This is a genomic window from Streptomyces sp. NPDC001231 (assembly GCF_042896885.1).
Classification (GTDB): domain Bacteria; phylum Actinomycetota; class Actinomycetes; order Streptomycetales; family Streptomycetaceae; genus Streptomyces.
In genome coordinates this window covers 29,431-52,955 of record NZ_JBIAXS010000008.1, presented here as the reverse complement: position 1 = coordinate 52,955, position 23,525 = coordinate 29,431, and the positions used below count along the sequence as shown (strand labels likewise).

The following is a 23,525-nucleotide window of genomic DNA, read 5'->3' as shown; positions in this document are numbered from 1 at the left end:
CTTCACCTTCGGTAGGAACGTTCCGCCGCGACGGCGATCAGCCGGCGGTCCCGGCCGGCGCCGGACGCGCCTCGGGCACCGCACGGCGCACATACGACGGACCCGCAGGCAGAGCCCACGGGTCCGTAGGATCGCGCCGGCCGGGCCGGCGCTGCGTCACGCAGCCTTGGGCGCGTTGACGTCGCTCGGCAGGGCCTTCTGCGCGACCTCGACGAGCGCGGCGAACGCGTTGGCGTCGTTGACGGCCAGCTCGGCCAGGATCTTGCGGTCGACCTCGACGTTCGCGGCCTTCAGACCCTGGATGAAGCGGTTGTACGTGATGCCGTTGGCGCGGGCAGCGGCGTTGATGCGCTGGATCCACAGCTGGCGGAAGTCACCCTTGCGCTTCTTGCGGTCGTTGTAGTTGTAGACCAGCGAGTGGGTGACCTGCTCCTTGGCCTTGCGGTACAGGCGCGAGCGCTGACCGCGGTAGCCGGAGGCCTGCTCGAGGATCGCCCGGCGCTTCTTGTGGGCGTTGACTGCCCGCTTGACGCGTGCCACTTGATTAACTCCTTGTAGCGGGGCCGTGGTTGTCCTCACACGGCCCGGAAACGATTGGGTCCCGGTCCTGACGTACGGCGCGCGGAGATCGGACGATCACGCGCCGCCGCGTCACTTGCCGAGAAGCTTCTTGATCTTCTTGGCGTCGCCCGGGGCCATCTCGGCGTTGCCGGTGAGGCGACGCGTCAGACGGGACGACTTGTGCTCGAGCAGGTGGCGCTTGCCGGCGCGCTCACGGAGCACCTTGCCGGAGCCGGTGACCTTGAAGCGCTTGCTGGCACCGCTGTGCGACTTGTTCTTCGGCATAGCGCCGTTCTCTCCTCGTAGGTGGCGCTCCGGTGCCCGGTCGCGAGAACCGGGCACGGCTTGGAGCGTCGCTCTTGTTATCGGTTACATCCTGGGACGTGGGGGTCCCGGGGGTCACGCTTCGGCGTGCTCCTCGGCCGACTCCTCGGCCGGCGCCTCGGCGTCCGCGGCGTTCTGCGAGCGGCCCGGGTTGGCCTTCGCTTCGGCCTTGCGGGCCTCCTGCGCCTGGCGGGCCTCGGCCATCGCCTCGGTCTTCTTCTTGTGCGGACCGAGAACCATGATCATGTTGCGGCCGTCCTGCTTCGGGTTCGACTCCACGAAGCCGAGGTCCTGGACGTCCTCCGCGAGCCGCTGCAGCAGCCGGTAGCCCAGCTCGGGCCGGGACTGCTCGCGACCACGGAACATGATCGTGATCTTGACCTTGTCGCCCTGCTTGAGGAACCGGACGACGTGACCCTTCTTGGTGTCGTAGTCGTGCGGGTCGATCTTCGGCCGGAGCTTCATCTCCTTGATGACCGTGTGCGCCTGGTTCTTACGCGCCTCACGGGCCTTCATGGCCGACTCGTACTTGAACTTCCCGTAGTCCATGAGCTTGCACACGGGCGGACGGGCGTTCGCCGCGACCTCGACCAGGTCCAGGTCGTACTCCTGCGCAAGCTCCAGTGCCTTCGCAAGCGGCACGATGCCGACCTGCTCGCCACTGGGACCGACAAGTCGCACCTCGGGAACGCGAATCCGGTCGTTGATGCGGGGCTCGGCGCTGATGGATCCTCCTCGGTTAGCACCACGCGACGGTCTGGCGGACAGCCGCGTACTCTGTGTTCGACAGACCTAACCGCGCCGAAGCACGAAAAATGCCCCGGACGATCACAGGCGGGGCTCCTCGAACTACCGGAGCGTCCGCCGCGATGGCCGCGGGGCGCACTTTCGGACGGGCCGCCACCGCTGGGGCGGACCCGTCTGACCGGTGACCCGCCGCCCCGGAGGGCGGTCAGGTGGGAGTTCGAAGCCTCCACTTGTGGGCCGGGCCCGTATGCTCTGGGCATACACGTCCAGCCGGTCGTCACACAAGGTTAGCAGCATCGGTCAGGAAGAGCTAATTCAGGCTGACCACGGCTGACTACGGGAGCTCCCCGTCCTGCGCCTATCGTGTGGGGCATGAGTGAGACCTCCCCCTCCGCACCCGCCGAGCAGCCCGACTTCGACGCCATGACCCGCGACATCGCGGAGGTCCCGGCGGTCGAGGTGATCGTGACGGTCGCCGTCAACCTGATGAGCGCCGCCGCGGTGAAGCTCGGTCTGACCGAGGAGGGCGACGAGCACAAGGACCTGGACGAGGCCCGCAAGCTGGTGTCGGCGCTCGCCGGACTGCTGGACGCGAGCGCCACCGAGATCAGCTCCTTCCACGCGGCGCCGCTGCGCGACGGCCTGAAGTCGCTGCAGCTGGCCTTCCGCGAGGCCTCGGTCGTCCCGGACGAGCCGGGCCAGGGCCCGGGCGAGAAGTACACCGGGCCGATCTACGGCTGAGCCGCTCCCGTCGGATCCCGGTCCCGAGCCGGCCGATCACCGCTGCGTCACGCAGCCGAACCCCGCTCCTTCACGTACAAGGGCTCGCCCGGCGGCGTCGCCCCGGCCGGCAGCAGTGCCAGGTCGAGGCCGCGCACCAGGCGGGCCCTCAGTGTCTCGCTGGCGGCGAGACGCGCGGCCACGGCGCGGGCGGTCTCGGCCGGGGCGGTGGGGACGGACGGGTCGAGCACCAGCGCCAGGGTCCCGTCGGCCTGCCCCCGCCCGAGGTGGGCGCGCAGCACGGCGGGCTCCGCGGCGACGGCCTCCCGCACGGCGGCGACGACGGCCGGGTCGGCCAGCGGGTCGGTCGTCGTACGGCCCTCGGCGAGGGCGAGCAGGGCGGGTCCTGTCAGCTCGAACGGCACCGGTCCTGCCACGTCCAACACCACCGTGTCCGCCTTCTCGTGCGCGGTGGCCTCCAGGACCTGGTGCAGCCGCACGGCCACGGGCCGGGCGTCCGGATCCCAGCGGGCCAGGGAGTCGGTCGAGGTGAAGGCGGGCAGTGCGGTGCGGTGACCGGCCTTCAGGGTGGGTACGGCCATCTCGCTGGTCTTCTCCCGGCGCAGCCCGTTCTCGTCCTCCTCCACCTCGCCGAGGACGGCCACCACGGGCACGAGCAGCCGTGCGCTCCTGAGCGCCTCCAGGACGGGTCCCACGGCGGTGCGGTCATCGGCCCAGGCGGCGAGCGCCGCGTTCAGCCCGGGGTCGACGGAGCCGTCGTCGTCGGAGAAGCCGGAGTCGGGAATGTTCTTCTTCGCCACGGTGCCGACCCTATCCGGGGCCGCGCCCGCTCCCTCAGGGTGCCCTGGTCCACGTCCGCCACGGCGGCCGCGGGACGTTCGGGCCCCGTATCGTCGGCGGCGGACGGGCCGCGCGCGGGGAGGGCGGCGGGAGAGGGCGGGGACGCGCGCGGGGACGGCGGCAAGGGCGGGGGCCGCGAGTGGGGAGGTGGCGGTGGAGACAGCGAGCGGAGAGCCGGTGGCGGTGACCGGGGGCCCGACCGTGGCGGTGGCGGCCCGCCGTCTCGGTTCCGGGGCGAGCGCCGGACACGGCGACGCCGTGTTCGACTCGGCGAGCATCGTCAAGGTCGGCATCCTGGCGGCCCTGCTGCTGCGGGCGCAGGACGCGGGACGGCGGCTGACCGCACGGGAGAGGACGTACGCCGCCGCGATGATCGAGCACAGCGACAACGACGCGGCGTCGGCACTGTGGCGGGTCATCGGCGGCGCGGACGGCCTGGACGCGGCGAACGAGCGCTTCGGACTCACGGAGACCACCGGCGGCGGCGGTCCGCTGTGGGGTCTGACCCGGACCACGGCCGCCGATCAACTCGTCCTGCTCCGGCAGGTGTTCGGCGGCGCCCGCAGGGAGCGCTCGGAGCTGGGCGAGGCCTCGCGGACGTACCTTCAGGGGCTGATGGGGCGGATCGCCCCGGGCCAGGACTGGGGGGTGTCGGCCGCCGCCGACGGCTCCGGGTGGGCCTTGAAGAACGGCTGGCTGCCGCGCGGTACGACCGGTCTGTGGGTCGTCAACAGCATCGGGCGGGTGACGGCCGGCGGCGACGACTACCTGGTGGCCGCCCTGTCCAGCGGCAACCGGACGAAGGAGCAGGGCATCGCGCTGGTGGAGGCGGCCGCCCGGGCGGCGGTGTCGGCATGCGGCCGGAAGGCGTGATCCGGGCCTCCTCGGCCGGACGATCCGGGGCTGCGGCGCAGGAGCGGGGCCACGACCGGAAGACCCCCGGTCTACAGCCGGAAGTCAGCCCCGCCCTCGCGGCGGCCGCGCCACAGGACGACCGCCACGACCAGCATCACTCCCCCGGCACTGCCCGCGAGGGGTCCCGCCCAGCCGGAGGCGCTGTCGGCCGCCTCGGCGGAGTCGGGGCCGGGGCCGAAGTACCGCTCGCCGTAGGACGCCGCGGTCAGGCCCTCGGGCCGGAGGCGGTCCGCGGCCTTGATGGCGGCGGCGGGATCGACCAGGCCGAAGCCGCGGGAGTCGTCGCGGCCGCCGACGGGAGCGTTGCGGGCCGTGTCCTCCAGGAGCTTCTTGATCTGGGCGGGGGTCAGACCCGGGTGGGCGGCCTTGACGAGGGCGACCGCGCCGGAGACGAAGGCGGAGGCCGCGCTCGTGCCCCAGCCCTCGTAGTACCGCTGGTCGGGGTCGGCGATGACGACGTCGACGCCGGGCGCGCTGACCGTCGCGTACCAGCGGCGGGTGGAGAAGGAGGCGCGGGTGCCGTAGCGGTCCACGGCGGTCGCGGCGATCACGCCCGGGTAGGCCGCCGGGTAGGAGATGTGGTCGCCCTTCTCGCCGCCGTTGCCGGCCGAGGCGACGACGACGGCGCCCTTGCTCAGCGCGTACTGGACGGCCTCGTCCTCGGCGGGCTCGGGGTGTGCGGAGTCCGAGTCGTCGCCGAGGGAGAGGTTGATGACGTCGGCGCCCTGGTCGGCTGCCCACCGGATGCCGTCGGCGAGGGCGTTGCCGCGGGTGCTGCGGGCCTTGCTCCGGGCGGAGTCGTCCTCCTCCAGGATCACCCGCACGGGCAGGATCCGGGCCTCGGGCGCGATGCCCATGACTCCGTCGGCGTTGCCGGGGCCGTGGCCGTGACCGGCGATGATGCCGGCCATGGCGGTGCCGTGGCGGGCCCAGGGGCGGTCGCCGCGTCGCGCGCCGAAGCCGATCATGTCCCTGCCGGGCAGGACGTTGCCGCGCAGATCGGGGTGGTCGTCGTCGACGCCGGTGTCCAGGACGGCGACGGTGATGCCCTTGCCCTGGGTGGTGCGCCAGGCCTCCTGGGTGTGCATGGCGTCCAGGCCCCACTGCTGGGCGCGGATGCCGTCGGCGTGCGCGGGGACCGACGGCACGAGGGCGAGGCAGGCGGCGAGGAACAGGCTCGGGACGCCGACCGCGAGAGCCCTGCGCGGCGTACGGTTCCCGGGTGTCACGGCGGCTGTCACGACGGCTCCTCCGTGGCTGTCTTGACGGTCTGGCGCAGGCCCCGCTCGATGCGGTCGGCGAGGCCCTGGGCCTCGTTTCCGAGGCCTGCCTGGGCGGCGGGGGTGGTGGCTCCGGACTTCGTCGCGTCGGCGGCGGCCTGCGGGGTGCCGGCGGCGCGGCCGTCGGCCCAGCCGGACACGGCGTAGACGACCACCGGGGCCTCGGTCAGCACGGAGACGGTCCACGACGCGCGCTGCTCGTCGCCGAAGGCCGCGGCGACGGTGCCCTTGGCGGCGTACGGGCGCGGCACGAGGTCGGTGCGCCGGGCGAGCCCGTCGTTCTCGAAGCGGGCGGCGAGGGACGTCATGGTGGGGGCGTCGGCCTTGGTGAAGAGCAGGCCGACGGTGGTGACGTAGCTCTGGGTGGCGTCCGTGTAGGTGGCGCGCAGCAGACGGGCGCAGCCGACGGGGGCGAGGGCCTTGCGCAGCAGCGGGTCGAAGGCGCCCTCGCAGCCGCTGTCCGGCGCGACGGCGACCCGGGTCCAGGTGCGGTCGGCTCCGCCCGGTCCGGCGCCGCGGCCGTCCACGGTGGGCGGGAAGAGCTGGTCGACGGGGACGCTGTGCCACATGGCGCCCGCCGCGGCGAAGCCGCCCTCCGCGCCGGGCTTCCCCGGCTCCCCGGTGAGCCAGCTGCCGGTCACGGCGCCGCCCATGAGCCCGATCCCCAGCACCAGGCAGGCGGCCGCCACGGCGACCCGCGGCCGGACCAGCGCACCGGTCGGCCGTGCCCGCCGGTCGTAGCCCTCCGGCTCCCCGAACCCCATGCCGAGCCCCGTCCCCGGCGCCATGGCCGCGCTCCAGGACAGCGCCGGATCAGGCGCCGTGGCGGCACCCGTGGCTCGCGGCGGTGTCCCGGCGGGGGCGGCGGGAGCACCCGGGGAGGCGTCGAAGGACGGATGCGGCGGGACCGGGGTCCACCGCGTCTCGGTCCGCTGGGGCGTGCCGGTGGGGCGGGGACGGTTGCCGGCGTCGCCTGGGCTGACGAGGCTGCCGGGTCCCGCGGTCCGGCCGGGCGCGCTCGGGCGGCGTGCCGTTCCGAGGGGGCCGGTCGCGGCGTCTGCGCCGACGACGGGCCCGGCCTGGGATCCCAGGGCGGTGGCGGGGCCCTTGACGGCGTCCGACCGGGGGTCGCGTGCGGAGGACGCGGCCGTCGGGTGGGGCGGTGCGCCCGGCACCGGGGGGTTGTGGACGGAGACGGGGCGCAGGCGCGCGGTCGTCTCCGACGGGGTTTCGGCGGGCGCGCCGCCACCGCCTGCCGCTGTTGAGGGCCGGTGCCCCGGTGGCGGGGGTATGTTCCCGCGCTCGCGCCGGCCGAGCCGCGCCGGGTCACCGGGGAAGCGGTCGGCGGCCCTCCCGTCCCCGGAGGCCGTACGTCCTGACGGGCCGTCAGCGGAGCCGCGACCACTCGCAGCCCCACGCCCAGGCACCTGCGACGCGCCCGCTGAACGGCCCGCGGCCCCGGCATGGGGGTCTGCGGACGCCCCAGGCCCGGCAGCGGCTCCGGACGTCGCGCGTCCCTCGGCCGATGGCGTGCCGAGGGGAAGGCCCTCTGCCCGGCCGGGGCCCGGCCGGCGCGGTGCCTCACGGCCGACCGTCGGGGGTGTGTCCGGGAAACGCGCCGGGGGCGGAGGCGGTGTCGCGGGGGGTGTGGTGCGGTGGGAAGGGGGACGGAAGTCCGGGAAGCGGGGGCGAGAAGCGGTGGTGGTCCGGGCGTCGTCGGTGGCGGGGCCGGTGCGAGGTGGTGGGAAGCCCGTGCCCTGGCCCGCGCGGATGTCCGTGTCCGAACCCGTCGGTCCTCCACCTGTCACGGCACCCGGGGAGCCGCCCGGGACCGGAGCGGCGGACCCCGCCGCAGTGCCGCGCGGGGAGGCACCCCGGGCCGAAGCGGCCGAACCCGCCGAAACACCACGCGGGGAACCACTCCCACCCGGAACAACGGACCCCGCCGAACCGCCCCCGCCCGGAACGGCCGAACCCGCCGCAGTGCCGCGCGGGGAGACACCCCGGGCCGAAGCGGCCGAACCCGCCGAAACACCACGCGGGGAACCACCCCCACCCGGAACGGCCGAACCCGCCGCAGTGCCGCGCGCGTCCGCCGTCGTGCTGCCGCCGGGCACCGCCCGTGTCGTGCCCTCGCCCGTGCCGGGCGCGGCCTGGGTGGGCGGGCCGTCGGTGGCGCGTGCCGTCGTGTCCGAGTCGCCGTCGCCGCCCGAGGGCCCGACGGGCCGCGGGGGGACGGGGGCGTGGCGCGCTTCCGTGCTCATGCACCCCCCGTTTCCTCGTGCCCGTGCCGTTTCACCGGGCACGGCCGTCCTCGTCGCCCCGCCCGGCGCGGACCCGTCGTCACCGGACACGCATACCCGTACGAGCGATCCGCCATCCCGGCTCAACGCCGCGGCCGGAATCACCTCGCGGTTCCGCCGATCGTGCGCGTCACTCTACGGGCTGCCCCGGTCCTGACGGGAACCAGTCCAGGAGCCCAGGGGGATCTGCCCGGAACATCCCCCTACCCTGCGGTAATCAGGTCTGGCAGGCTGCGCCCATGACTGCGCGCGCCGCCGACCGGGCCCGTTACGACCGGGCCACCGCCCAACTCGACGCCCCTGTAGCGATCGTGGACCTGGACGCCTTCGACGCCAACGCGGACGACCTCGTCCGCCGGGCCGGCGGCAAGCCGGTCCGGGTCGCCAGCAAGTCCGTACGCTGCCGGGCCCTGCTCGAACGCACCCTGGCGAAGGACGGTTTCGCGGGCATCATGTCGTTCACCCTCGCCGAGTCCCTGTGGCTGGCCCGCTCGGGCTTCGACGACGTGCTGCTCGCCTACCCCTCCGCCGACCGCGCCGCCTACGCCGAACTCGCCGCCGACCCCAAACTCGCCCGTGCCGTCACGGTGATGGCCGACGACCCGGCGCAACTGGACCTGATCGACGCCGCACGCGAGGGCGGACGTGAAGTCGTCCGGGTCTGCTTGGAGTTGGACACCTCGCTGAGGCTGCTCGGCGGGCGCGTGCGGGTCGGCGCGCGCCGCTCCCCGCTGCACTCCCCCGCCCAGATCGCCGACATGGCCCGTACGGTTGCCCGGCGGCCGGGGTTCGCGCTCGTGGGGATCATGGCGTACGAGGGTCACGTGGCGGGTGTGGGCGACGCGGTCGCGGGGCGGCCGCTGCGTTCGCGCGCGATCCGGCTGATGCAGGCGGCGGCACGCAGGGAACTGGCCGAGCGGCGTGCCGCCGTGGTGCGGGCGGTCCGGGCCGTGGCGCCGGACCTGGAGTTCGTCAACGGCGGCGGCACCGGCAGTGTGCAGCACACGGCGGCGGAGGACGCGGTCACCGAGGTCGCCGCGGGCTCCGGACTGTACGTCCCGCGGCTCTTCGACAACTACACGTCGTTCCGTGGCCGTCCGGCGGCGCTGTTCGCCCAGCCCGTCGTACGGCGCCCGGGGGTGGGGGTCGTCACGGTCCTGGGCGGCGGCTACCCGGCCTCCGGCGCGGCCGGCGCGGACCGGCTCCCGGTGCCGTACCTGCCCGAGGGGCTGCGCTACGACCCCCAGGAGGGTGCGGGCGAGGTGCAGACCCCGCTACTCGGCTCCCCCGCCGACGACCTGTTGATCGGCGACAAGGTGTGGTTCCGGCACGCGAAGGCGGGCGAGTTGTGCGAACGGTTCGACACGCTGCACCTCGTCGAGGGCGATCGTGTGACGGCGGCCGTGCCGACGTACCGGGGCGAGGGGCACACCTTCCTTTAGCCCCGGGCTCCTTCCTCTAGCCACGGGCTCCATCCCGCAGCCCGGGCCCCGGGAGCCCGTGGCCCCGGTCTTCCGGTGTCTCCGGCTCAGCTCGACGGGCCGATGCTGCTGCCCACGCCGCCGCCGGTCGTGGCGTCGCCGATGGGCCGGATGCCCTTGGTGATCCTGTCCATGTCGGCCGGCGGCGGGCCGTCCGGACCGGCGTCGAAGACGAAGCGGACGAGGACCGGCGCCTGGGTGCCGGTGCTGGACGGGAAGACGAGCGACTCGACGTAACCGCCCGGCCCCTCGGCGGTTCTGACCAGCCGGCGCACGAAGTAGCCGGCCCGGCCCGCGACCGCGACCTGCCCGGACGCGACGGTCCGCTGGGAGGTGATCCCGCCGTAGAGGCGCTGGCCGATCGCGTTCCGCTCGTACGCCTCGTCGGCCGCGTCCTGGATGTCGCGCCTGGCCAGGGTCTCGGGGGTGGCGCCCTCGGCCGCGGTCGCCGTGCGGGTGATGACCAGGCCGTGCCGGCACAGCCCCACCCCGGCGGGGCAGTCGTAGACGCCGTGGGTGGTCATGACGACGTCGTCCTGGGCGATGTTCTCCGGTTTCTCCCAGCCCTCCGGCAGCGGCAGGGTGATGCCGTTGAGCTGGTCGACGGCGACGGAGGGATCGTCGTCGGCGGAGGCTGCCGGGGACGGCGGCGAGGTGGCGGTGGGGGCGCTCGTGGGCGTGGCGGACCGTGTGCCGGTGGCTGGGTCCGCCGTGCCGCCGCCCCCGTCGTCGCGGCCCAGCAGGACCGCGCCCGTGACGACCGCGGTGACCAGGACGGCACCCGCGGTGACGAGGGCGACGGCCTTGACGCGGGACGGCCCCGCGCCGCCGGGCGGTGACGCGGGCGGCTGCCCGAGGAGCCCGGGGGCGCCCGGTGACGCGGGCGGCTGCCCCGACAGCCCGGGGGCACGCCGGTGCTCGGTCCAGGCCGTGCCGTCCCACCAGCGTTCCAGGTGGGGGGCGTTGGGGTCGCGGTACCAGCCGGGCGGGGACGTCATGCTCACCCCGGCACTCTATGCACCCGGTCCGTCGGATCCATCGGCCGGTGGCCCGACGGGGGGCGGTCCGGGAGGCCGTGGCCGTGTGCGCGGCCCGCCGAGGCCGCCGGATCAGCCGCGATCGCGCACGCGTCAGCCGCCGTCACGCAACCGGCCCGGCTCCAGCCCGAGTTCGCGCTCCGCCGTGGTGAACAGCAGGGTGTCCAGCGCGGGGTGGGTGAACCGCGCGTCGTCGTTGGCGTAGGAGCCGAGGCCGTCGATCGCCACGAGGATGACCACGCACGCCCCGAGGGCGTCGTCGGTGGTGAAGTCTCCCCGGCGCACACCGTCCTCGATCACGGCGGTCAGGGCGTCCCGCATGATCGCCTCCTGTTCGGCGACGACGCGCAGGAGGTTCGGGCGGTAGCGGGACAGGTGCCGGGCGTTGAGCCAGAGCCGGCCGAGGTCGACGAAGTCCTCGCCGCCGAGGCGGCGCAGCAGGCGGCTCAGCCGCCGCACCGGCGGCAGCTCGGCCTCGGCCTCCGGCAGCAGGGCCTCGCGTTCACGGGCGACCGCGCGCACGAACGCGTCGCACAGCAGGTCGTCGATGGTCGCGAAGTAGTGGCTGATCAGACCGGGGCGCACCCCCAGCTCGTCGGCGACGAGCTGCATCGTCACACGCTCCAGACCCCGCTCCATGGCCCGGGAGCTGGTCGTGATCGTCACCGGCCCGTGTATGACCGTCTACGCCACCGACATCGTCCTGCGCCGCAACCGCTACGACGGCGAACTCCTCCACGACCAGAGCCGTACGAGCCCCTTCTGGTACCGCGGCGGCGTCAACTGGGCCGGTGTGGTCGCCACCCTGGGCGGCGCCGCCGCGGCGACGCTGTGCGCCGGCTCCACGTTCTGGGCCGGTCCCGTCTCCGCGGCCATGGACGGTCTCAACCTCGCCATACCCGCCGGCGCCCTCGGCTCGGCGGCCCTGTACTGGGTCCTGTCCCGCGCCTTCGGCACCTTCGCCCCGACGCCCTCCCCCACGACCGCCCGGCACTGACCGCTCAGCACGGAAAGAACGCCCATGAACGCCGACCTCATCGTGCGCGCGGCACGGATCGAGAACTTCGACCCCACGCCCGGCCCGACCACGGACACCGTGGTGGCCGTCCAGGAGGGCAGGATCGTCGCCGTCGGCGGGGACGACGTCCTGCGCCACTGGGCGGGCGCCGCCACCGAGGTACTGGAATTCCCCGGCGCGACCCTCACGCCGGGACTGACCGACGCCCACGCCCATCCGGTGTGGGGGGCGATCGAGGTCGGCAGCGGCCTGGACCTCGGCGGCCTGACCACGCTCGACGCGGTGTGCTCCCGCATCGAGGACCGGATCGCGGAGCAGGGCCGCGAGGCCTGGGTGACCGGGTTCGACCTCGACATCAACGTCTTCGACGGGGAGCCCACCGGCCGGCCGCTGGGGCGGCGCTTCCCCGGCGTGCCGATCTCGCTCATGACCCGTGACGCGCACTCCCTCGTGGTCAGTCCGGCCGTGGTCGACCGCGTCGGACTGACCGGCGCGGAGACCTTCGACGACGCCTCCGAGATCGTCGTCGGACCCGACGGCCGGCCCACCGGTTTCATCGTCGAACTCCAGGCCATGGACCTCGTCCTCGACCACTGTCCCGAGGTACCGCTCCCGGTCGCGGCCGGCCATGTCGCCGACCGGCTGCGCGAGTTCGCCGCGACCGGCCTCACCGGCCTGCACGCGCTGGACTTCACCGCGCCCTCCGAGGACGTCTACCGGGAGATCGAGAGGCACGGGGACCTTCCGCTGCGGGTGCGCTGCTCACCGCTCGTGCCCGCCGACTCGGGACGGGACGTGTGGGAGGCCGTCGCCGCCCAGCAGGGGCTCGCCGGGCGCCGCTGGCACGTCGCCGGCGCCAAGCTCATGCTGGACGGCACCGCCGACAACGGCTCCGCCTGGTTCGAGCACCCCGACGTCTTCGGCCAGAACCGGCGGCCGCTGTGGAAGGACGTGCAGGGCTATCGCGAGGCTGTCCGGTTCTTCACCGAGCGCGGCATCCCCACGGCCACCCACGCCATCGGCGACCTGGCCGTGCGCACCGCCCTCGACGTGATCGAGGAGGCCGGCCACGCCGTGTCCGCCCCGCACCGGATCGAGCACATCGAGTCGATCCCCGACGACCTGCTCCCCCGCTTCGCCGCGCTCGGCGTCGTCGCCGGGCTCCAGCCCGTCCACGCGACCCGTATGACCAGGGCCGACCAGCAGGACAACTGGTCCCGCCGGATCGGGCCGCAGCGGGTCGCCCACGGCTGGCGCACCCGCGACCTGCTGGACCACGGCGCCGTGGTGGCGCTCGGTTCGGACTGGCCCATCGGCATCGCGGACCCGCGGACCGCCCTCGCCGACGCACAGTTGCGCCGGCCCGTCGAGGAGCGGACGGCCGCCCCCGTCCAACCCGGCCAGCGGATCAGCGCCCGGGAGGCCTACGCCGGGATGACCCGCGCCCCGGCCGTCGCGGCGGGCGCCGCCGACCGGCTCGGCCGGATCGCGCCGGGCTACCTCGCCGACCTCGCCGTGTTCGCCCGCGACCCCCTCGACCTGACCCCCGAACAGCAGACCGCCAACCCCGTACTCGCCACGGTCGTCGGCGGCTCCGTCCTCCAGCACACGCCCCAGGAATACGCCTCGTGACCTTCGCACCGTACCCCCGCCCCGACCACCGCCCGCACGTGAGCGCCGACGCCTCCGACCCCCGCCTGCGCGGCCGGATCCGGGGCCGGCAGCTCGCCGACGGGCTGCACGGCACCCTCGACGCCTACGACCGGCTCTTCACGCTCGCCGGCATCCGGCCGGCCACGGTCCGCGACGACGCCGACCTCGCAATGGACGCCATCGGCGCCTTCCGCCCGGCCCTGCGCGAGCAGATCGAGGGCATCGCCGAGGGAGCCGGGGTCGAGCCCTGGCAGGTCGCCTCGCTCAACGCCCGCACCGAGATCCTCGCCCGCGGCAGCGCCGTCCCGCCCGGCGAGTGCTCCACCATCGTGCGCCGGCTGCGGACGGCCGACGGGGGCAGCACCCACATGGGCGTGCAGACCTGGGACTGGCACGTCGAGCTCAGCTCCTCCTGGCACACCCTCGAATCCGCCGGCGGCGCGCACCGGTACGTGGGCATCACCGAGCACGGCATCCTCGCCAAGATCGGCGTGAACAGCGCCGGACTCGCCCTGCACTTCAACATCCTCGGCCACCGGGACGACCGCGTCGGCGGCATCCCCGTGCACGTCCTCGCCGCGCTCGTCCTCGAGGAGGCCGGCAGCGCCGAGCACGCGCGGGAGATCCTGCGCGAGGCCCGCCTCACCTCGTCCGGGTCCTTCACGCTCTTCGACGCCCACAGCGCCCTCCTCCTCGACCTCAGCCCGGTGGGGGTCTTCGAGGTGCCCGAGGTGGCCGAGGGAACGCATCTGCGCACCAACCACTTCCTCACCGACGCCCCCTCCCGCCACGAGAAGACCTGGCTCTACCAGCCCGACTCCGGCGAGCGCTACGCCTTCCTCCGCGACCGGCTCGCACGCAACCCCGTGGAGCATGCCGGTGAACTGATCCAGCGACTCGTGACCGGCCCCGGGGAGCCCCCGGTGACCTGCGTCCCCGACATGAACCGGCCGACCGGCGGCCGCTGGGCGAGCCTGGCCACCGTCGTCCTCGACCCGGCCTCCCGCACCGCCCAGGTCCTCGACGGCACACCCGCCGAACACACGACCCGCCCCTGGCGCTCGCTGCACGCCTGACACGGTTCTCGCGACCCCCGGCTCAGCCTGTTCCCGGCCTCGTGCGTTGTCCGGTTCCGCTTTCCGAGCCTGTCAGGGACAGCAGCTCGCGGGCCGGACCCACCGGGCGGTGGCCGGTGGGCCAGACCGCGCGCAGGTCGCGTTCGAGGGTGACGCCGTCCACGGGCACGGGAACGAGCCGGCGCAGGGACAACTCCTCGCCCACCGCGAGTTCGCTGAGCACCGCCGGTCCCGCTCCGCTCACCGCGGAGGCCTTCACCGCCGTCGTGGAGGACAGCTCGATCAGCGGGCGCGCCAGGCCGCCGAGCGCCGCGTCCAGCACCTGCCGGGTGCCGGAGCCCTCCTCCCGCAGGATCAGCGGCGTGGTGGCCAGTTCCTCCGCCGACAACGGCCGCCGGCGGCGGGCCCACGGGTGGGCCGGCGCTGTCACCACGAGCAGGCGGTCGTGGCCGATGACGACGGAGTCGAGACCGGACGGCACCGACACCCCCTCCACGAATCCGAGGTCCGCCTCGTCCCCCAGCAGCCGCTCCGCGACGACCGCCGAGTTCCCGGCGAGCAGGGACACCGCCGTGTCCGGCCGCCGAGTCCGCAGCGCGATCAGCCATCCCGGCAGCAGGTACTCCGCGATCGTCATGCTGGCCGCCACCCGCAGCCGCGAGTCCCGCCGGTCCCGCAGCGCCTGCGCGCCCGCGTCGAAGGCCTCCGCCGCCTCGACGACCCGCCGCGCCCAGTCGGTGACCAGCGCTCCGGCGTCCGTCAGCCGCGATCCGCGCGGCGAGCGGTCCACCAGCGCCACACCCAGCTGCCGCTCCATGGAACGGATCCGGCTGCTCGCCGCCGGCTGGGTGATGCCCAGCTCCCGCGCGGCCCCGCCCAGGCTCCCCAGCCGTGCCACCGCCAGCAACAGCTCCAGCGCGCCCAGGTCGGGCACCCGGTGCGCCAGCGAGGTCCCCGGCCGCCGCCCCGCGCCGTCTCCTCCGTTCACCTCAGCCCTCTCGGTACTCCTCATAAAGCCAGCTTATGTCGTGATAGACACAAACCCCCTGGTGGGAGCCTATGGACCGGGCAAAGCTGGAGTCATGGTCATCGCAGCCCACACCCTGCCCCGGCAGGCCGCACCCCGGCCCCGCGTCCCCGCCGTCCGCCATCTGGGCCCCAACTGGTACGCCTCCGTCATGGGCACCGCCGCCGTCGGCACCGCGGGCGCCGCGCTGCCGCCGCACGTCCCGGGACTGCGCACCGTGTGCACCGCCGTGTGGGCACTCTCCCTCGTCGTGCTCGTGGTGCTGTTCGCCGCCCGCACCCTGCACTGGACCCACCACCGCGACCAGGCCCGCGCACACCTCCTGGACGCGACGGCGGCGCCGTTCTACGGCTGTCTGTCCATGGCCCTGCTGGCGGTCGGCGGCGGCGCCCTGTCCGTCGGGCGGGACTGGATCGGCACACCGGCCGCGGTCGCCCTGGACGCCGTGCTGTTCACCGCCGGTACGGCCGTAGGGCTCGCGGCCGCCGTGGCCGTGCCGTACCTGATGGTCGTGCACCACCGGATCGAGCCGCACCAGGCGACGCCCGTGTGGCTGCTTCCGCTGGTCGCGCCCATGGTGTCCGCCGCCCTGGGACCCGCCCTCGTGCCGTACCTGCCGGCCGGGCAGGCCCGGTCGACCCTGCTCCTCGCGTGTGTGGCGATGTTCGGGCTCAGCCTGCTCGCGACCCTGGTCGTACTGCCGGTGATCTTCAGCCGGCTGCTCACGGCGGGCCCGCTGCCGCTCGCGCTGACCCCGACGCTGTTCCTGGTCCTCGGCCCGCTCGGGCAGTCCACCACCGCCGTCGGCGCCTTCGCGGACACGGCACCCGGTGTCGTACCGGCCCCGTACGCCGGCGGCTTCGCCGTGCTCGCCGTGCTGTACGGCGTCCCGGTCATGGGCTTCGCGCTGATGTGGTTCGCCTTCGCCGCCGCCCAAGTGCTGCGCGCCGCCCGCCAGGGCATGGGCTTCGCCATGACCTGGTGGTCGTTCACGTTCCCGGTGGGCACCTGCGTCACCGGCGCCGCGGCCCTCGCCCGGCACACCCACCTCGCCGCCTACAGCGCCCTCGCGGTCGGTCTGTACGCCGTCCTCGTGACCGCCTGGGCCGCCGCGGGCGTGCACACCGCCCGCGGGCTGATCAGCGGCGCGCTGCTCGCAGCGCCTCGCCCAGCACCCGTGGAGCCCGCGCCAGCGACGGCCCGTACCACGTCAGGTGCCGCCCGCTGACCAGCGCGCAGGGCAGCCCGGGGAAGGCCTCGGGACCGTCGTCGGCGGTGAAGCGGTACGGCTCGTCCGGCAGTACGACGACGTCCGGGGCCGCCGCCCGCAGTTCCTCCAGCGGGACGCGCGGATACCGATCGGCGTGCCGGGCGTAGAGGTGGTCGACGCCCAGGCGGGCCAGGACGTCACCCGCGAAGGTGTCCCGGCCCAGCACCATCCAGGGCCGCCGCCAGATCGGTACGACGGCCGTCGTACGGCCCGGGGGCAGGGGCGGTGACGACCAGGCCGCCTCGGCCTCGTCCAGCCACCGGGGCCGGCCGGTCCCGCCGCACGCGCGCAGCACCCGCGCCAGTTCCCGGAAGGCCTGCGGCAGGTCCCTGATCCCGGTCACCAGGACCTCCAGGCCCGCCGCACGCAGGGCGTCGAGGTCCGGTGCCCGGTTCTCCTCCTCGTTGGCGATCACCAGGTCGGGGGCGAGGGCGGCGATCCGGTCCACCTTGGGGTTCTTGGTGCCGCCGACCCGGGTGACGTCGAGGTCCGCCGGATGAGTGCACCAGTCGGTGGCACCGACGAGCACGCCGGGCAGGGACACGGCCACCGCCTCGGTGAGCGAGGGGACCAGCGAGACGACCCGCATCAGCGCGCCCGGTCCTGTACCGCCTCGATGTGCTCGGCGACCGCGACCACGACCACCCGGGTGTCGGGCACGGTCGCCCGCCAGCGGTGGCGGACCCCGCCGGTGAGGTACATCGTGTCGCCGCGCGCCAGCCGGTAGGCCCGGCCCTCCGCCTCGATCTCCACCGCTCCGTCGGCGACGTACATCAACTCGTCGTTGCGGTGCTGGAATTCACGGCCTGCGTCGTGGTCTCCGGTGAACTCCGAGGCGTGCAGCTGGTGGTGGCCGCGCACCAGGGAGCGCACCCGGGGCTCGGGTTCCAGCTCGGTGACCTCGGCGCGCACGACGTCGACGCTGCACGCCGGGTCGGCCGCCGCCAGCAGTTCCACGGCGGTGGTGCGCAGCGCGTCGGCGACCTTCTCCAGGGAGGTCTGGCTGGGCCGGGCCCGGTCGTTCTCGATCTGGCTCAGGAAGGGGACCGAGAGGCCGCTGCGGTCGGCCACCACGGCGAGGGTGAGCCCCAGCGCGCGGCGACGCCGCCGGACGGCCGCGCCCACTCGAAGGGGCCGCTCTTTGTTGTCGCCCATCGCTCCGGCTCCCTCCTTCGCTCGTCGGTCCGCTGCTCGTGGGGCCGCTGCCCGTGGGCCCGGTTCCGGGCGCACTCCTTCTGATGAGTTCTCTGCACCCTACGCATGTTCGGCAAACAGTTTCCTGTCGCCGTCATGTCCCTGTAAGGATCGCGCGGGCCCGGGGAGCGTGGGGGGTGGCTCTGCGTGGTTGGCCGGATTCCTTCTGTGGACAAGCGTGCGGGGCGGGCCCGTCCCACGCATCGCAGGGCGATGCGGGGCGGGCCCGCCCCTTCGGCGGTTTCCGGGTCGGCGGCTACTGCGGCGTCATCCGCGCCGGGACGTCGGGGTGCTGCTTCAGCCAGGCGGTGACGGCCTCGGCCTCGTGGCCCTGACCGTGCTGGTTGATCTCGCTCTCCAGGCTGCCGAGCTCGTCCTCGCTCATCCTGAAGTTCTTGATCCACTTGGTGAGCTGCGGGTACTGCTCGGGGAACTTGGCGCTGGAGATGGTGCGCACGGTGTTGCCCTCACCGAAGAGCTTCTTGTCGTCGGCGAGCTTGGTGAGGTCGTAGCGGCTGTAGGCCCAGTGCGGCGACCACAGCACCACGGCCACGGGCTGCTTCTTGGCGTACGCGCGCTTGAGCTCGGCCAGCATGGCGGGCGTGGAGCCGTCGACGACCTTGTACTCCTTGTCCAGGCCGTAGCCGGGCAGGACCTTGTCCTTCAGCAGGGTCATCTCGCCGGTGCCCGGCTCGATGCCGATGATCTTCCCGTTGAAGGTGGACGCCTTGCCCTTGAGGTCCTCCAGGGACTTCACGTCCTTGACGTAGGACGGCACGGCGATCTCCAGGGAGGTCGGCTCGTACCAGGTGCCGAGGTCCCTGAGTCTGTCCTTGTTCTTGTCCCAGTAGTTCTTCTGGGCGTAGGGCAGCCAGGCGTCGAAGTTGAGGTCGATGTCGCCGCCGGCCAGGCCGGTGTAGACCGGGCCCACGTCCATCTGCTTGAGGTTCAACCGGTAGCCGCGGCGTTCCAGGACGTTCTTCCACAGGTGGGTGACGGCGATGTCCTCGTCCCACGGGAACCAGGCGACGTTCAGGGTGCGCTTGGCCTCGGCCGGCTTGGCGGCCGAGTCGCCGCCGGGCAGCGGGGCGAGCTTGTCGACGACGCCCGGGTTGTCCTTCAGCCAGGCGCGGACGGCGTCCTGCTGGCGGCCCTTGCCCGCCTTGTTGATCTCGGCCTCGAGGCCGGTGAGCTGCTTCTCGGTCAGCTTGAAGTTCTTCAGCCACGTGCCGACGACCGGGTCGTCGTCCGCGAAGCCCTTGCGGGCCAGCGTGTGCACGCCGTCGCCCTTGCCCCAGGAGCCCTTGGGGTCCTTCAGCTTCTTCAGATCGAAGTCGCTGTACGCCCAGTGCGGTGACCAGAGCGTGACGACGATCGGTTCCTTCTTGCTGTAGGCGCGCTTGAGCTCGGCCAGCATGGCGGGCGTGGAGCTGTCGACGACCTTGTACTCCTTGTCCAGGCCGTAGTCCTTGAGGACCTTGCTCTTGAGCAGGGCCATCATGCCGGCGCTGGACTCGATGCCGGTGATCTTCCCGCCGAACAGGCTCGCCTTGCCCTTGAGGTCCTCGAGCGAGTTCACGTCCTTCATGTACGAGGGGACGGTCAGCTCCAGGGAGGTCGGGCCGTACCAGGAGCCGAGGTCGTCGAGCCGGCTGCCGTACTTCTTCCAGTACTGGGCGTGGGTCGTCGGCAGCCAGGAGTCCGTCTCGAAGTCGACGTTGCCCTGGGCGAGCGCGGTGTAGAGCGGTCCGGCGTCGAACTGGCGGGCGTCGACCTGGTAGCCGCGCTGTTCGAGGATCTCCTTCCACAGGAAGGTGGACGCGACGCCCTCGTCCCACGGGATGTAGCCGATGGTGATCTTCTTGCCGCGGCCGACGTCGGTGCCGTCGCCGGCGGCGGTCGCACTGCCGCCGCCCCCCGCGAAGAGGCCCATGCCGCCCGCGACCAGGGCGAGGATCACCACGCCGATCACGGCGATCTGCGGCTGCGGCCGGTAGGACCAGATCTTCAGGCCCTTGGCGGCCCGCGCCTTGGCGGCGGCGCGCCGGCCGAGCGGCGAGACCTCGGTGCCCAGGGCGCTGGTCATGCGGTCGAGGTAGATCGCGAGGATCACGATGGCGATGCCGGACTCGGAACCGAGGCCGACGTTGAGCTGGCCGATGGCCTCGTTGACGTCGCCGCCGAGGCCGCCGGTGCCGACCATGCCGGCGATCGCGGCCATGGACAGGCCGAGCATGATCACCTGGTTGACGCCGGCCATCACGGTGGGCAGCGCCAGCGGCAGCTGGACGCGCAGCAGCGTGTTGCGGGGCGTGGTGCCGAACGCCTCGGCCGCCTCGACCAGTTCCTTGTCGACCTGGCGGATGCCCAGCTCGGTCATGCGGACGCCGGGCGCGAGGGCGAAGATCAGGGTGGCGACGATGCCCGCGGAGGCGCCGGTGCCGAAGAACAGGATGGCCGGGATGAGGTAGATCATCGCGGGCAGCGTCTGCATGAAGTCGAGGACCGGCCGGACGAAGGCGCTGACCCGGTCCGAGCGAGCCGCCCAGATGCCGACCGGCACCGAGATCACCAGCGCGATGATCGTGGCGACGAGGACCAGTGACAGGGTCACCATCGCGTCCGACCACAGCTCCATGGAGTCGATGAACGCGAACCCCACGAAGGTGAGCACTCCGGCGAAGGCGCCGCGCAGCCACCAGGCGAGCACGGCGAAGATGCCCGCGAGCAGCAGCGGCTCCGGCGCCTGGAGGACGGCGTTGATGCCGTCGTAGGTGCCGGTGAACACGGCCTTGAAGAAGTCGAAGAGCCAGGACATGTGGCCGAGCAGCCAGTCGACCGCGGAGTTGACCCAGTCGCCGAGCGGGATCCTAGGCACGGGCCACCGCCTTGTCGCCGTCCTTGTCCCGCGGCGCGTCACAGCTCACCTGGGAGCTCTGCTCGTCGCCCAGGAAGCCGACGAGGCGCTGGCGCGGCACGATGCCGACGAGGTCGCGGTGCTCGTCCAGCACGGCGACCGGATGGGGCACGCGGGCGCTGATCGCGCACAACTCGGTGAACGGGGTGTGCGGGGTCGCGGTGTCGCAGCCGCAGTCCGCCTCGTCACCGCGTACGTCGCGGTCCATGACCGACTCCGCGGTCAGCACCCGGGACCGGTCGACGTCCTGGGTGAAGGAGGCGACGTAGTCGTCGGCGGGGCGCAGCAGGATGTCCTCGGCGGTGCCGGTCTGCACGATGCGGCCGTCGCGCATGACGGCGATCCGGTCGCCCAGGCGCATGGCCTCGTTGAGATCGTGGGTGATGAAGACGATCGTCTTCTTGAGCGTCTTCTGGAGCTGGAGCAGCTGGTCCTGCATGTCGCGCCGGATCAGCGGGTCCAGGGCGCTGAAGGACTCGTCCATCAGCAGCAGGTCGGCGTCGGTGGCCAGGGCGCGGGCCAGGCCCACCCGCTGCTGCATGCCGCCGGAGAGCTCGTCGGGCCAGGAGGACTCCCAGCCGGCCAGACCGCACAGGGCGAGCGCCTCGTCGGCGCGGCGTTCGCGCTCGGCGCGGGGCACGCCCTGCACTTCCAGACCATAGGCGGCGTTCTCACGGACACTGCGGTGCGGGAAGAGCGCGAAGTGCTGGAAGACCATGCTGATCTTCCTGGAGCGGACCTCGCGCAGCTCGCGGTCGCTGAGCGCGGTCAGGTCCTGGCCGTCGAAACTGACGCAGCCGGCGGTCGGCTCCAGCAGCCCGTTCAGCATCCGCAGGAGCGTGGACTTGCCGGAACCGGACAGGCCCATGACGACGAAGATCTGGCCGGGATCGACGCTGAAGGAGGCGTCGATGACGGCGGCGGTGGTGCCGTCGGCGCGCAAGTCCTCGCGGTCGGCACCCTGCCGTAGCTTTTCGACTGCCTCGTCCGGTCGTCGGCCGAACACCTTGAACAGGTGCTGGGCCTGAAGTCTTGAAGACACGCGTACCTCTTGTCTCGGGGCCAGGAACGGGATGCGCAGGGCAGCTAACAGTTGAAGAAAGCAACCACCTTCGATCCGAGGCGCGCCTGCCCAGACCCTTTTGACTCAAACCAAACGTGGCCTGCTTCACATTGCCCCCGTCTGCCGTTCACGTGGAATCCATGGCTCCCGGCCGTCCGGTGACTGTCGGTGCCGTACGGCATGATGCGAGACGTGACCGGACGACTGATGCTCCTCGACACCGCCTCCCTGTACTTCCGCGCCTATTTCGGCGTCCCGGAGTCGATCAGGGCCCCGGACGGCACGCCGGTGAACGCCGTGCGCGGGCTGCTCGACTTCATCGACCGGCTGGTCAAGGACCACCGGCCCGATCACCTGGTGGCCTGCATGGACGCCGACTGGCGGCCGGCCTGGCGGGTGGAGCTGATCCCCTCCTACAAGGCACACCGGGTGGCCGTGGAGCACACCGGCGGTCCGGACGAGGAGGAGGTGCCGGACACCCTGTCCCCGCAGGTCCCGGTGATCGAGTCCGTCCTGGACGCGGTGGGCATCGCGCGCGTGGGCGTCGCGGGGTACGAGGCGGACGACGTGATCGGCACGTTCACCGCGCGAGCGACGGGCCCGGTCGACATCGTCACCGGCGACCGGGACCTGTACCAGTTGGTGGACGACGCCCGTGGGGTGCGGGTGCTGTATCCGGTCAAGGGCGTCGGCACGCTCCAGGCCACCGACGAGGCGGCGCTGCGGGAGAAGTACGGGGTCGACGGCCCGGGGTACGCGGATCTGGCACTGCTGCGCGGCGACCCGAGCGACGGGCTGCCGGGCGTGCCCGGCATCGGGGAGAAGACGGCGGCCAAGCTGCTCGCCGAGTTCGGCGATCTGGCCGGGATCATGGCGGCCGTCGACGACCCGAAGGCGAAGCTCACGCCGTCGCAGCGCAGGCGGCTCGACGAGGCGCGGCCGTATCTCGCGGTGGCGCCGAAGGTCGTGCGGGTCGCCGCCGACGTCCCGGTGCCGGACGTGGACACGGCGCTGCCGCGCGCCCCGCGCGATCCGGCGGCGCTCGAGGCGCTGGCGGCCCGCTGGGGCCTGGGAGGTTCGCTTCAGCGGCTGCTCGCCACGTTGCCGGCGTGACGGCTGTGGCGACGCGCACGGCCGGCGGCCGGACGGGAGAGGTGCTCACCGTGGCGAGGTGTTAGCTTAGGTAAACCTAAGCAAGGGGAACAGGGAGGCCGTCATGGCAGAACGTCCGGCACGCAAGCCGCGCAGGACCCACTCCGCGCAGGTCGTCCGGACCGAACGGCTGACCCCGCACATGCAGCGCGTGGTGCTCGGCGGGGAGGGCCTGGCCGGCTTCTCGGCGGACACCTGCACGGACCACTACGTCAAGCTGCTGTTCCCGCCCGACGGGGTCACCTATCCGGAACCCTTCGATCTTCAGCGGATCCGCGAGGAGTTGCCGCGCGAGCAGTGGCCGGTGACCCGGACGTACACGGTGCGCGCCTGGGACCCCGGCCACCGCGAGCTGACCCTGGACTTCGTCATCCACGGCGACGAGGGGCTGGCCGGCCCCTGGTCGCTGCTGGCACGGCCGGGCGAGAGCGTGCACTTCCTGGGTCCCGGCGGCGCCTACGCCCCGGACGCGAGTGCCGACTGGCATCTGCTGGCCGGTGACGAGAGCGCCCTGCCGGCGATCGCGCGCTCCCTGGAGGCACTGCCCGAGGGCGCGACGGCCCACGCCTTCATCGAGGTCGCGGGTCCCGAGGAGGAGCAGAAGATCGACTCCGACGTGGAGGTGGTCTGGCTGCACCGCGGCGATCGGCCCGTCGGCCGGGCACTGGTGGAGGCCGTACGGGCGCTGCCGTTCCCCGAGGGCCGGGTGCACGCGTTCGTGCACGGCGAGGCCGGGTTCGTGAAGGAGCTGCGCCGGCTGCTGCGGGTCGAGCACGCCGTTCCCCGCGAGGACCTGTCGATCTCCGGCTACTGGCGGCTCGGCCACGACGAGGACGGCTGGCAGGCCTCCAAGCGCGACTGGAACGCCCGGATCGAGACGGAGCAGGAGGGCGCGGCGCCGGCCGCGTGAGCCACGTACGAAAGCG

At 73.3% G+C, this 23,525-nt stretch carries 22 protein-coding genes; 9 read left to right on the top strand and 13 right to left on the bottom strand.

All coding sequences use genetic code 11. The features are described 5' to 3' along the window. Positions 1-156: 156 nt before the first annotated feature. The 3 genes from rplT to infC form a co-directional block, all read right to left on the bottom strand. Complete coding sequence (rplT, locus tag ACFY3J_RS11930) at positions 157-540, bottom strand: 50S ribosomal protein L20 (RefSeq protein WP_006141703.1); 384 nt, start codon at positions 538-540, stop codon at positions 157-159. A gap of 111 nt (positions 541-651) precedes the next feature. Beyond that, the gene (gene rpmI / locus ACFY3J_RS11925; protein WP_007829094.1) at positions 652-846 is read right to left on the bottom strand and encodes a 50S ribosomal protein L35; all 195 of its coding nucleotides are present in this window, start codon (positions 844-846) and stop codon (positions 652-654) included. Between the two features lie 114 nt (positions 847-960). After that, the gene (infC, locus tag ACFY3J_RS11920; protein ID WP_225076301.1) at positions 961-1,611 is read right to left on the bottom strand and encodes a translation initiation factor IF-3; all 651 of its coding nucleotides are present in this window, start codon (positions 1,609-1,611) and stop codon (positions 961-963) included. Positions 1,612-2,004: 393 nt separating this feature from the next. On the opposite strand from infC, the gene ACFY3J_RS11915 reads away from it, so the two are divergent. Next, positions 2,005-2,373, top strand: a complete 369-nt coding sequence (locus ACFY3J_RS11915; RefSeq protein ID WP_384175399.1) for a DUF1844 domain-containing protein — start codon at positions 2,005-2,007, stop codon at positions 2,371-2,373. 47 nt (positions 2,374-2,420) lie between these two features. Here the strand turns inward: ACFY3J_RS11915 and ACFY3J_RS11910 are convergent, their stop codons facing one another. After that, positions 2,421-3,173 carry an SseB family protein gene (locus tag ACFY3J_RS11910; protein WP_384175397.1) on the bottom strand — a complete coding sequence of 251 codons (753 nt, stop codon included), beginning with the start codon at positions 3,171-3,173 and terminating at the stop codon, positions 2,421-2,423. Positions 3,174-3,366: 193 nt separating this feature from the next. Here ACFY3J_RS11910 and ACFY3J_RS11905 point away from each other — a divergent pair, with 193 nt between their 5' ends. Then, positions 3,367-4,086, top strand: coding sequence for a serine hydrolase (locus ACFY3J_RS11905; protein ID WP_390840806.1), 720 nt, complete (start codon positions 3,367-3,369; stop codon positions 4,084-4,086). Between the two features lie 71 nt (positions 4,087-4,157). Here ACFY3J_RS11905 and mycP read toward each other — a convergent pair whose 3' ends face one another. Further along, a complete protein-coding gene (mycP, locus tag ACFY3J_RS11900; protein ID WP_384175393.1) occupies positions 4,158-5,369 on the bottom strand; it encodes a type VII secretion-associated serine protease mycosin in 1,212 nt (403 codons plus the stop codon). Beyond that, positions 5,366-6,583 carry a hypothetical protein gene (locus tag ACFY3J_RS11895; RefSeq protein ID WP_390840805.1) on the bottom strand — a complete coding sequence of 406 codons (1,218 nt, stop codon included), beginning with the start codon at positions 6,581-6,583 and terminating at the stop codon, positions 5,366-5,368. Before ACFY3J_RS11895 ends, mycP begins: the two co-directional genes overlap by 4 nt. A 1,367-nt stretch (positions 6,584-7,950) precedes the next feature. Here ACFY3J_RS11895 and ACFY3J_RS11890 point away from each other — a divergent pair. Beyond that, positions 7,951-9,153: an amino acid deaminase/aldolase gene (locus tag ACFY3J_RS11890; RefSeq protein WP_390840804.1), complete on the top strand. Its 1,203-nt coding sequence runs from the start codon at positions 7,951-7,953 to the stop codon at positions 9,151-9,153. A gap of 86 nt (positions 9,154-9,239) precedes the next feature. Here the strand turns inward: ACFY3J_RS11890 and ACFY3J_RS11885 are convergent, their stop codons facing one another. Both ACFY3J_RS11885 and ACFY3J_RS11880 read right to left on the bottom strand, forming a co-directional pair. Continuing rightward, positions 9,240-10,190: a DUF2510 domain-containing protein gene (locus ACFY3J_RS11885; protein WP_390840857.1), complete on the bottom strand. Its 951-nt coding sequence runs from the start codon at positions 10,188-10,190 to the stop codon at positions 9,240-9,242. A gap of 132 nt (positions 10,191-10,322) precedes the next feature. Beyond that, positions 10,323-10,895, bottom strand: a complete 573-nt coding sequence (locus ACFY3J_RS11880; protein ID WP_390840803.1) for a TetR family transcriptional regulator — start codon at positions 10,893-10,895, stop codon at positions 10,323-10,325. On the opposite strand from ACFY3J_RS11880, the gene ACFY3J_RS11875 reads away from it, so the two are divergent. Genes ACFY3J_RS11875 through ACFY3J_RS11865 form a run of 3 tightly spaced genes read left to right on the top strand, consistent with a single transcriptional unit; the run spans position 10,867 to position 13,976 of the window. Beyond that, the gene (locus ACFY3J_RS11875; protein ID WP_384175385.1) at positions 10,867-11,226 is read left to right on the top strand and encodes a cytosine permease; all 360 of its coding nucleotides are present in this window, start codon (positions 10,867-10,869) and stop codon (positions 11,224-11,226) included. The genes ACFY3J_RS11880 and ACFY3J_RS11875 overlap by 29 nt on opposite strands. Positions 11,227-11,250: 24 nt before the next feature. Further along, positions 11,251-12,879 (top strand): amidohydrolase, encoded by a 1,629-nt coding sequence (locus ACFY3J_RS11870; RefSeq protein WP_390840802.1) that lies wholly within the window; start codon positions 11,251-11,253, stop codon positions 12,877-12,879. Continuing rightward, a complete protein-coding gene (locus tag ACFY3J_RS11865; protein WP_384175379.1) occupies positions 12,876-13,976 on the top strand; it encodes a C45 family autoproteolytic acyltransferase/hydolase in 1,101 nt (366 codons plus the stop codon). The genes ACFY3J_RS11870 and ACFY3J_RS11865 overlap by 4 nt, the downstream gene beginning before the upstream one ends. Positions 13,977-13,998: 22 nt before the next feature. Here ACFY3J_RS11865 and ACFY3J_RS11860 read toward each other — a convergent pair whose 3' ends face one another. Then, the gene (locus ACFY3J_RS11860; RefSeq protein WP_390840801.1) at positions 13,999-14,988 is read right to left on the bottom strand and encodes a LysR family transcriptional regulator; all 990 of its coding nucleotides are present in this window, start codon (positions 14,986-14,988) and stop codon (positions 13,999-14,001) included. Between the two features lie 70 nt (positions 14,989-15,058). Here ACFY3J_RS11860 and ACFY3J_RS11855 point away from each other — a divergent pair, with 70 nt between their 5' ends. Then, the gene (locus ACFY3J_RS11855; RefSeq protein WP_390840800.1) at positions 15,059-16,231 is read left to right on the top strand and encodes a TDT family transporter; all 1,173 of its coding nucleotides are present in this window, start codon (positions 15,059-15,061) and stop codon (positions 16,229-16,231) included. Here the strand turns inward: ACFY3J_RS11855 and ACFY3J_RS11850 are convergent. The 4 genes from ACFY3J_RS11850 to ACFY3J_RS11835 all read right to left on the bottom strand — a co-directional run bounded on the left by ACFY3J_RS11850 (position 16,143) and on the right by ACFY3J_RS11835 (position 21,426). Continuing rightward, on the bottom strand, positions 16,143-16,862 hold the full coding sequence (locus ACFY3J_RS11850; RefSeq protein ID WP_390840799.1) for a helical backbone metal receptor: 720 nt from the start codon (positions 16,860-16,862) through the stop codon (positions 16,143-16,145). The genes ACFY3J_RS11855 and ACFY3J_RS11850 overlap by 89 nt on opposite strands. Then, on the bottom strand, positions 16,862-17,428 hold the full coding sequence (locus ACFY3J_RS11845) for a helix-turn-helix domain-containing protein (RefSeq protein WP_384175371.1): 567 nt from the start codon (positions 17,426-17,428) through the stop codon (positions 16,862-16,864). The genes ACFY3J_RS11850 and ACFY3J_RS11845 overlap by 1 nt, the downstream gene beginning before the upstream one ends. A gap of 295 nt (positions 17,429-17,723) precedes the next feature. Continuing rightward, positions 17,724-20,345 carry an ABC transporter permease/substrate binding protein gene (locus ACFY3J_RS11840; protein ID WP_384175369.1) on the bottom strand — a complete coding sequence of 874 codons (2,622 nt, stop codon included), beginning with the start codon at positions 20,343-20,345 and terminating at the stop codon, positions 17,724-17,726. Beyond that, positions 20,338-21,426, bottom strand: coding sequence for a glycine betaine/L-proline ABC transporter ATP-binding protein (locus ACFY3J_RS11835; RefSeq protein WP_384175367.1), 1,089 nt, complete (start codon positions 21,424-21,426; stop codon positions 20,338-20,340). The genes ACFY3J_RS11840 and ACFY3J_RS11835 overlap by 8 nt, the downstream gene beginning before the upstream one ends. Before the next feature lie 204 nt (positions 21,427-21,630). On the opposite strand from ACFY3J_RS11835, the gene ACFY3J_RS11830 reads away from it, so the two are divergent. Next, positions 21,631-22,560, top strand: coding sequence for a 5'-3' exonuclease H3TH domain-containing protein (locus ACFY3J_RS11830; RefSeq protein ID WP_390840856.1), 930 nt, complete (start codon positions 21,631-21,633; stop codon positions 22,558-22,560). A 103-nt stretch (positions 22,561-22,663) separates the two neighbouring features. Then, the gene (locus ACFY3J_RS11825) at positions 22,664-23,509 is read left to right on the top strand and encodes a siderophore-interacting protein (protein WP_384175365.1); all 846 of its coding nucleotides are present in this window, start codon (positions 22,664-22,666) and stop codon (positions 23,507-23,509) included. Positions 23,510-23,525: the final 16 nt, after the last annotated feature.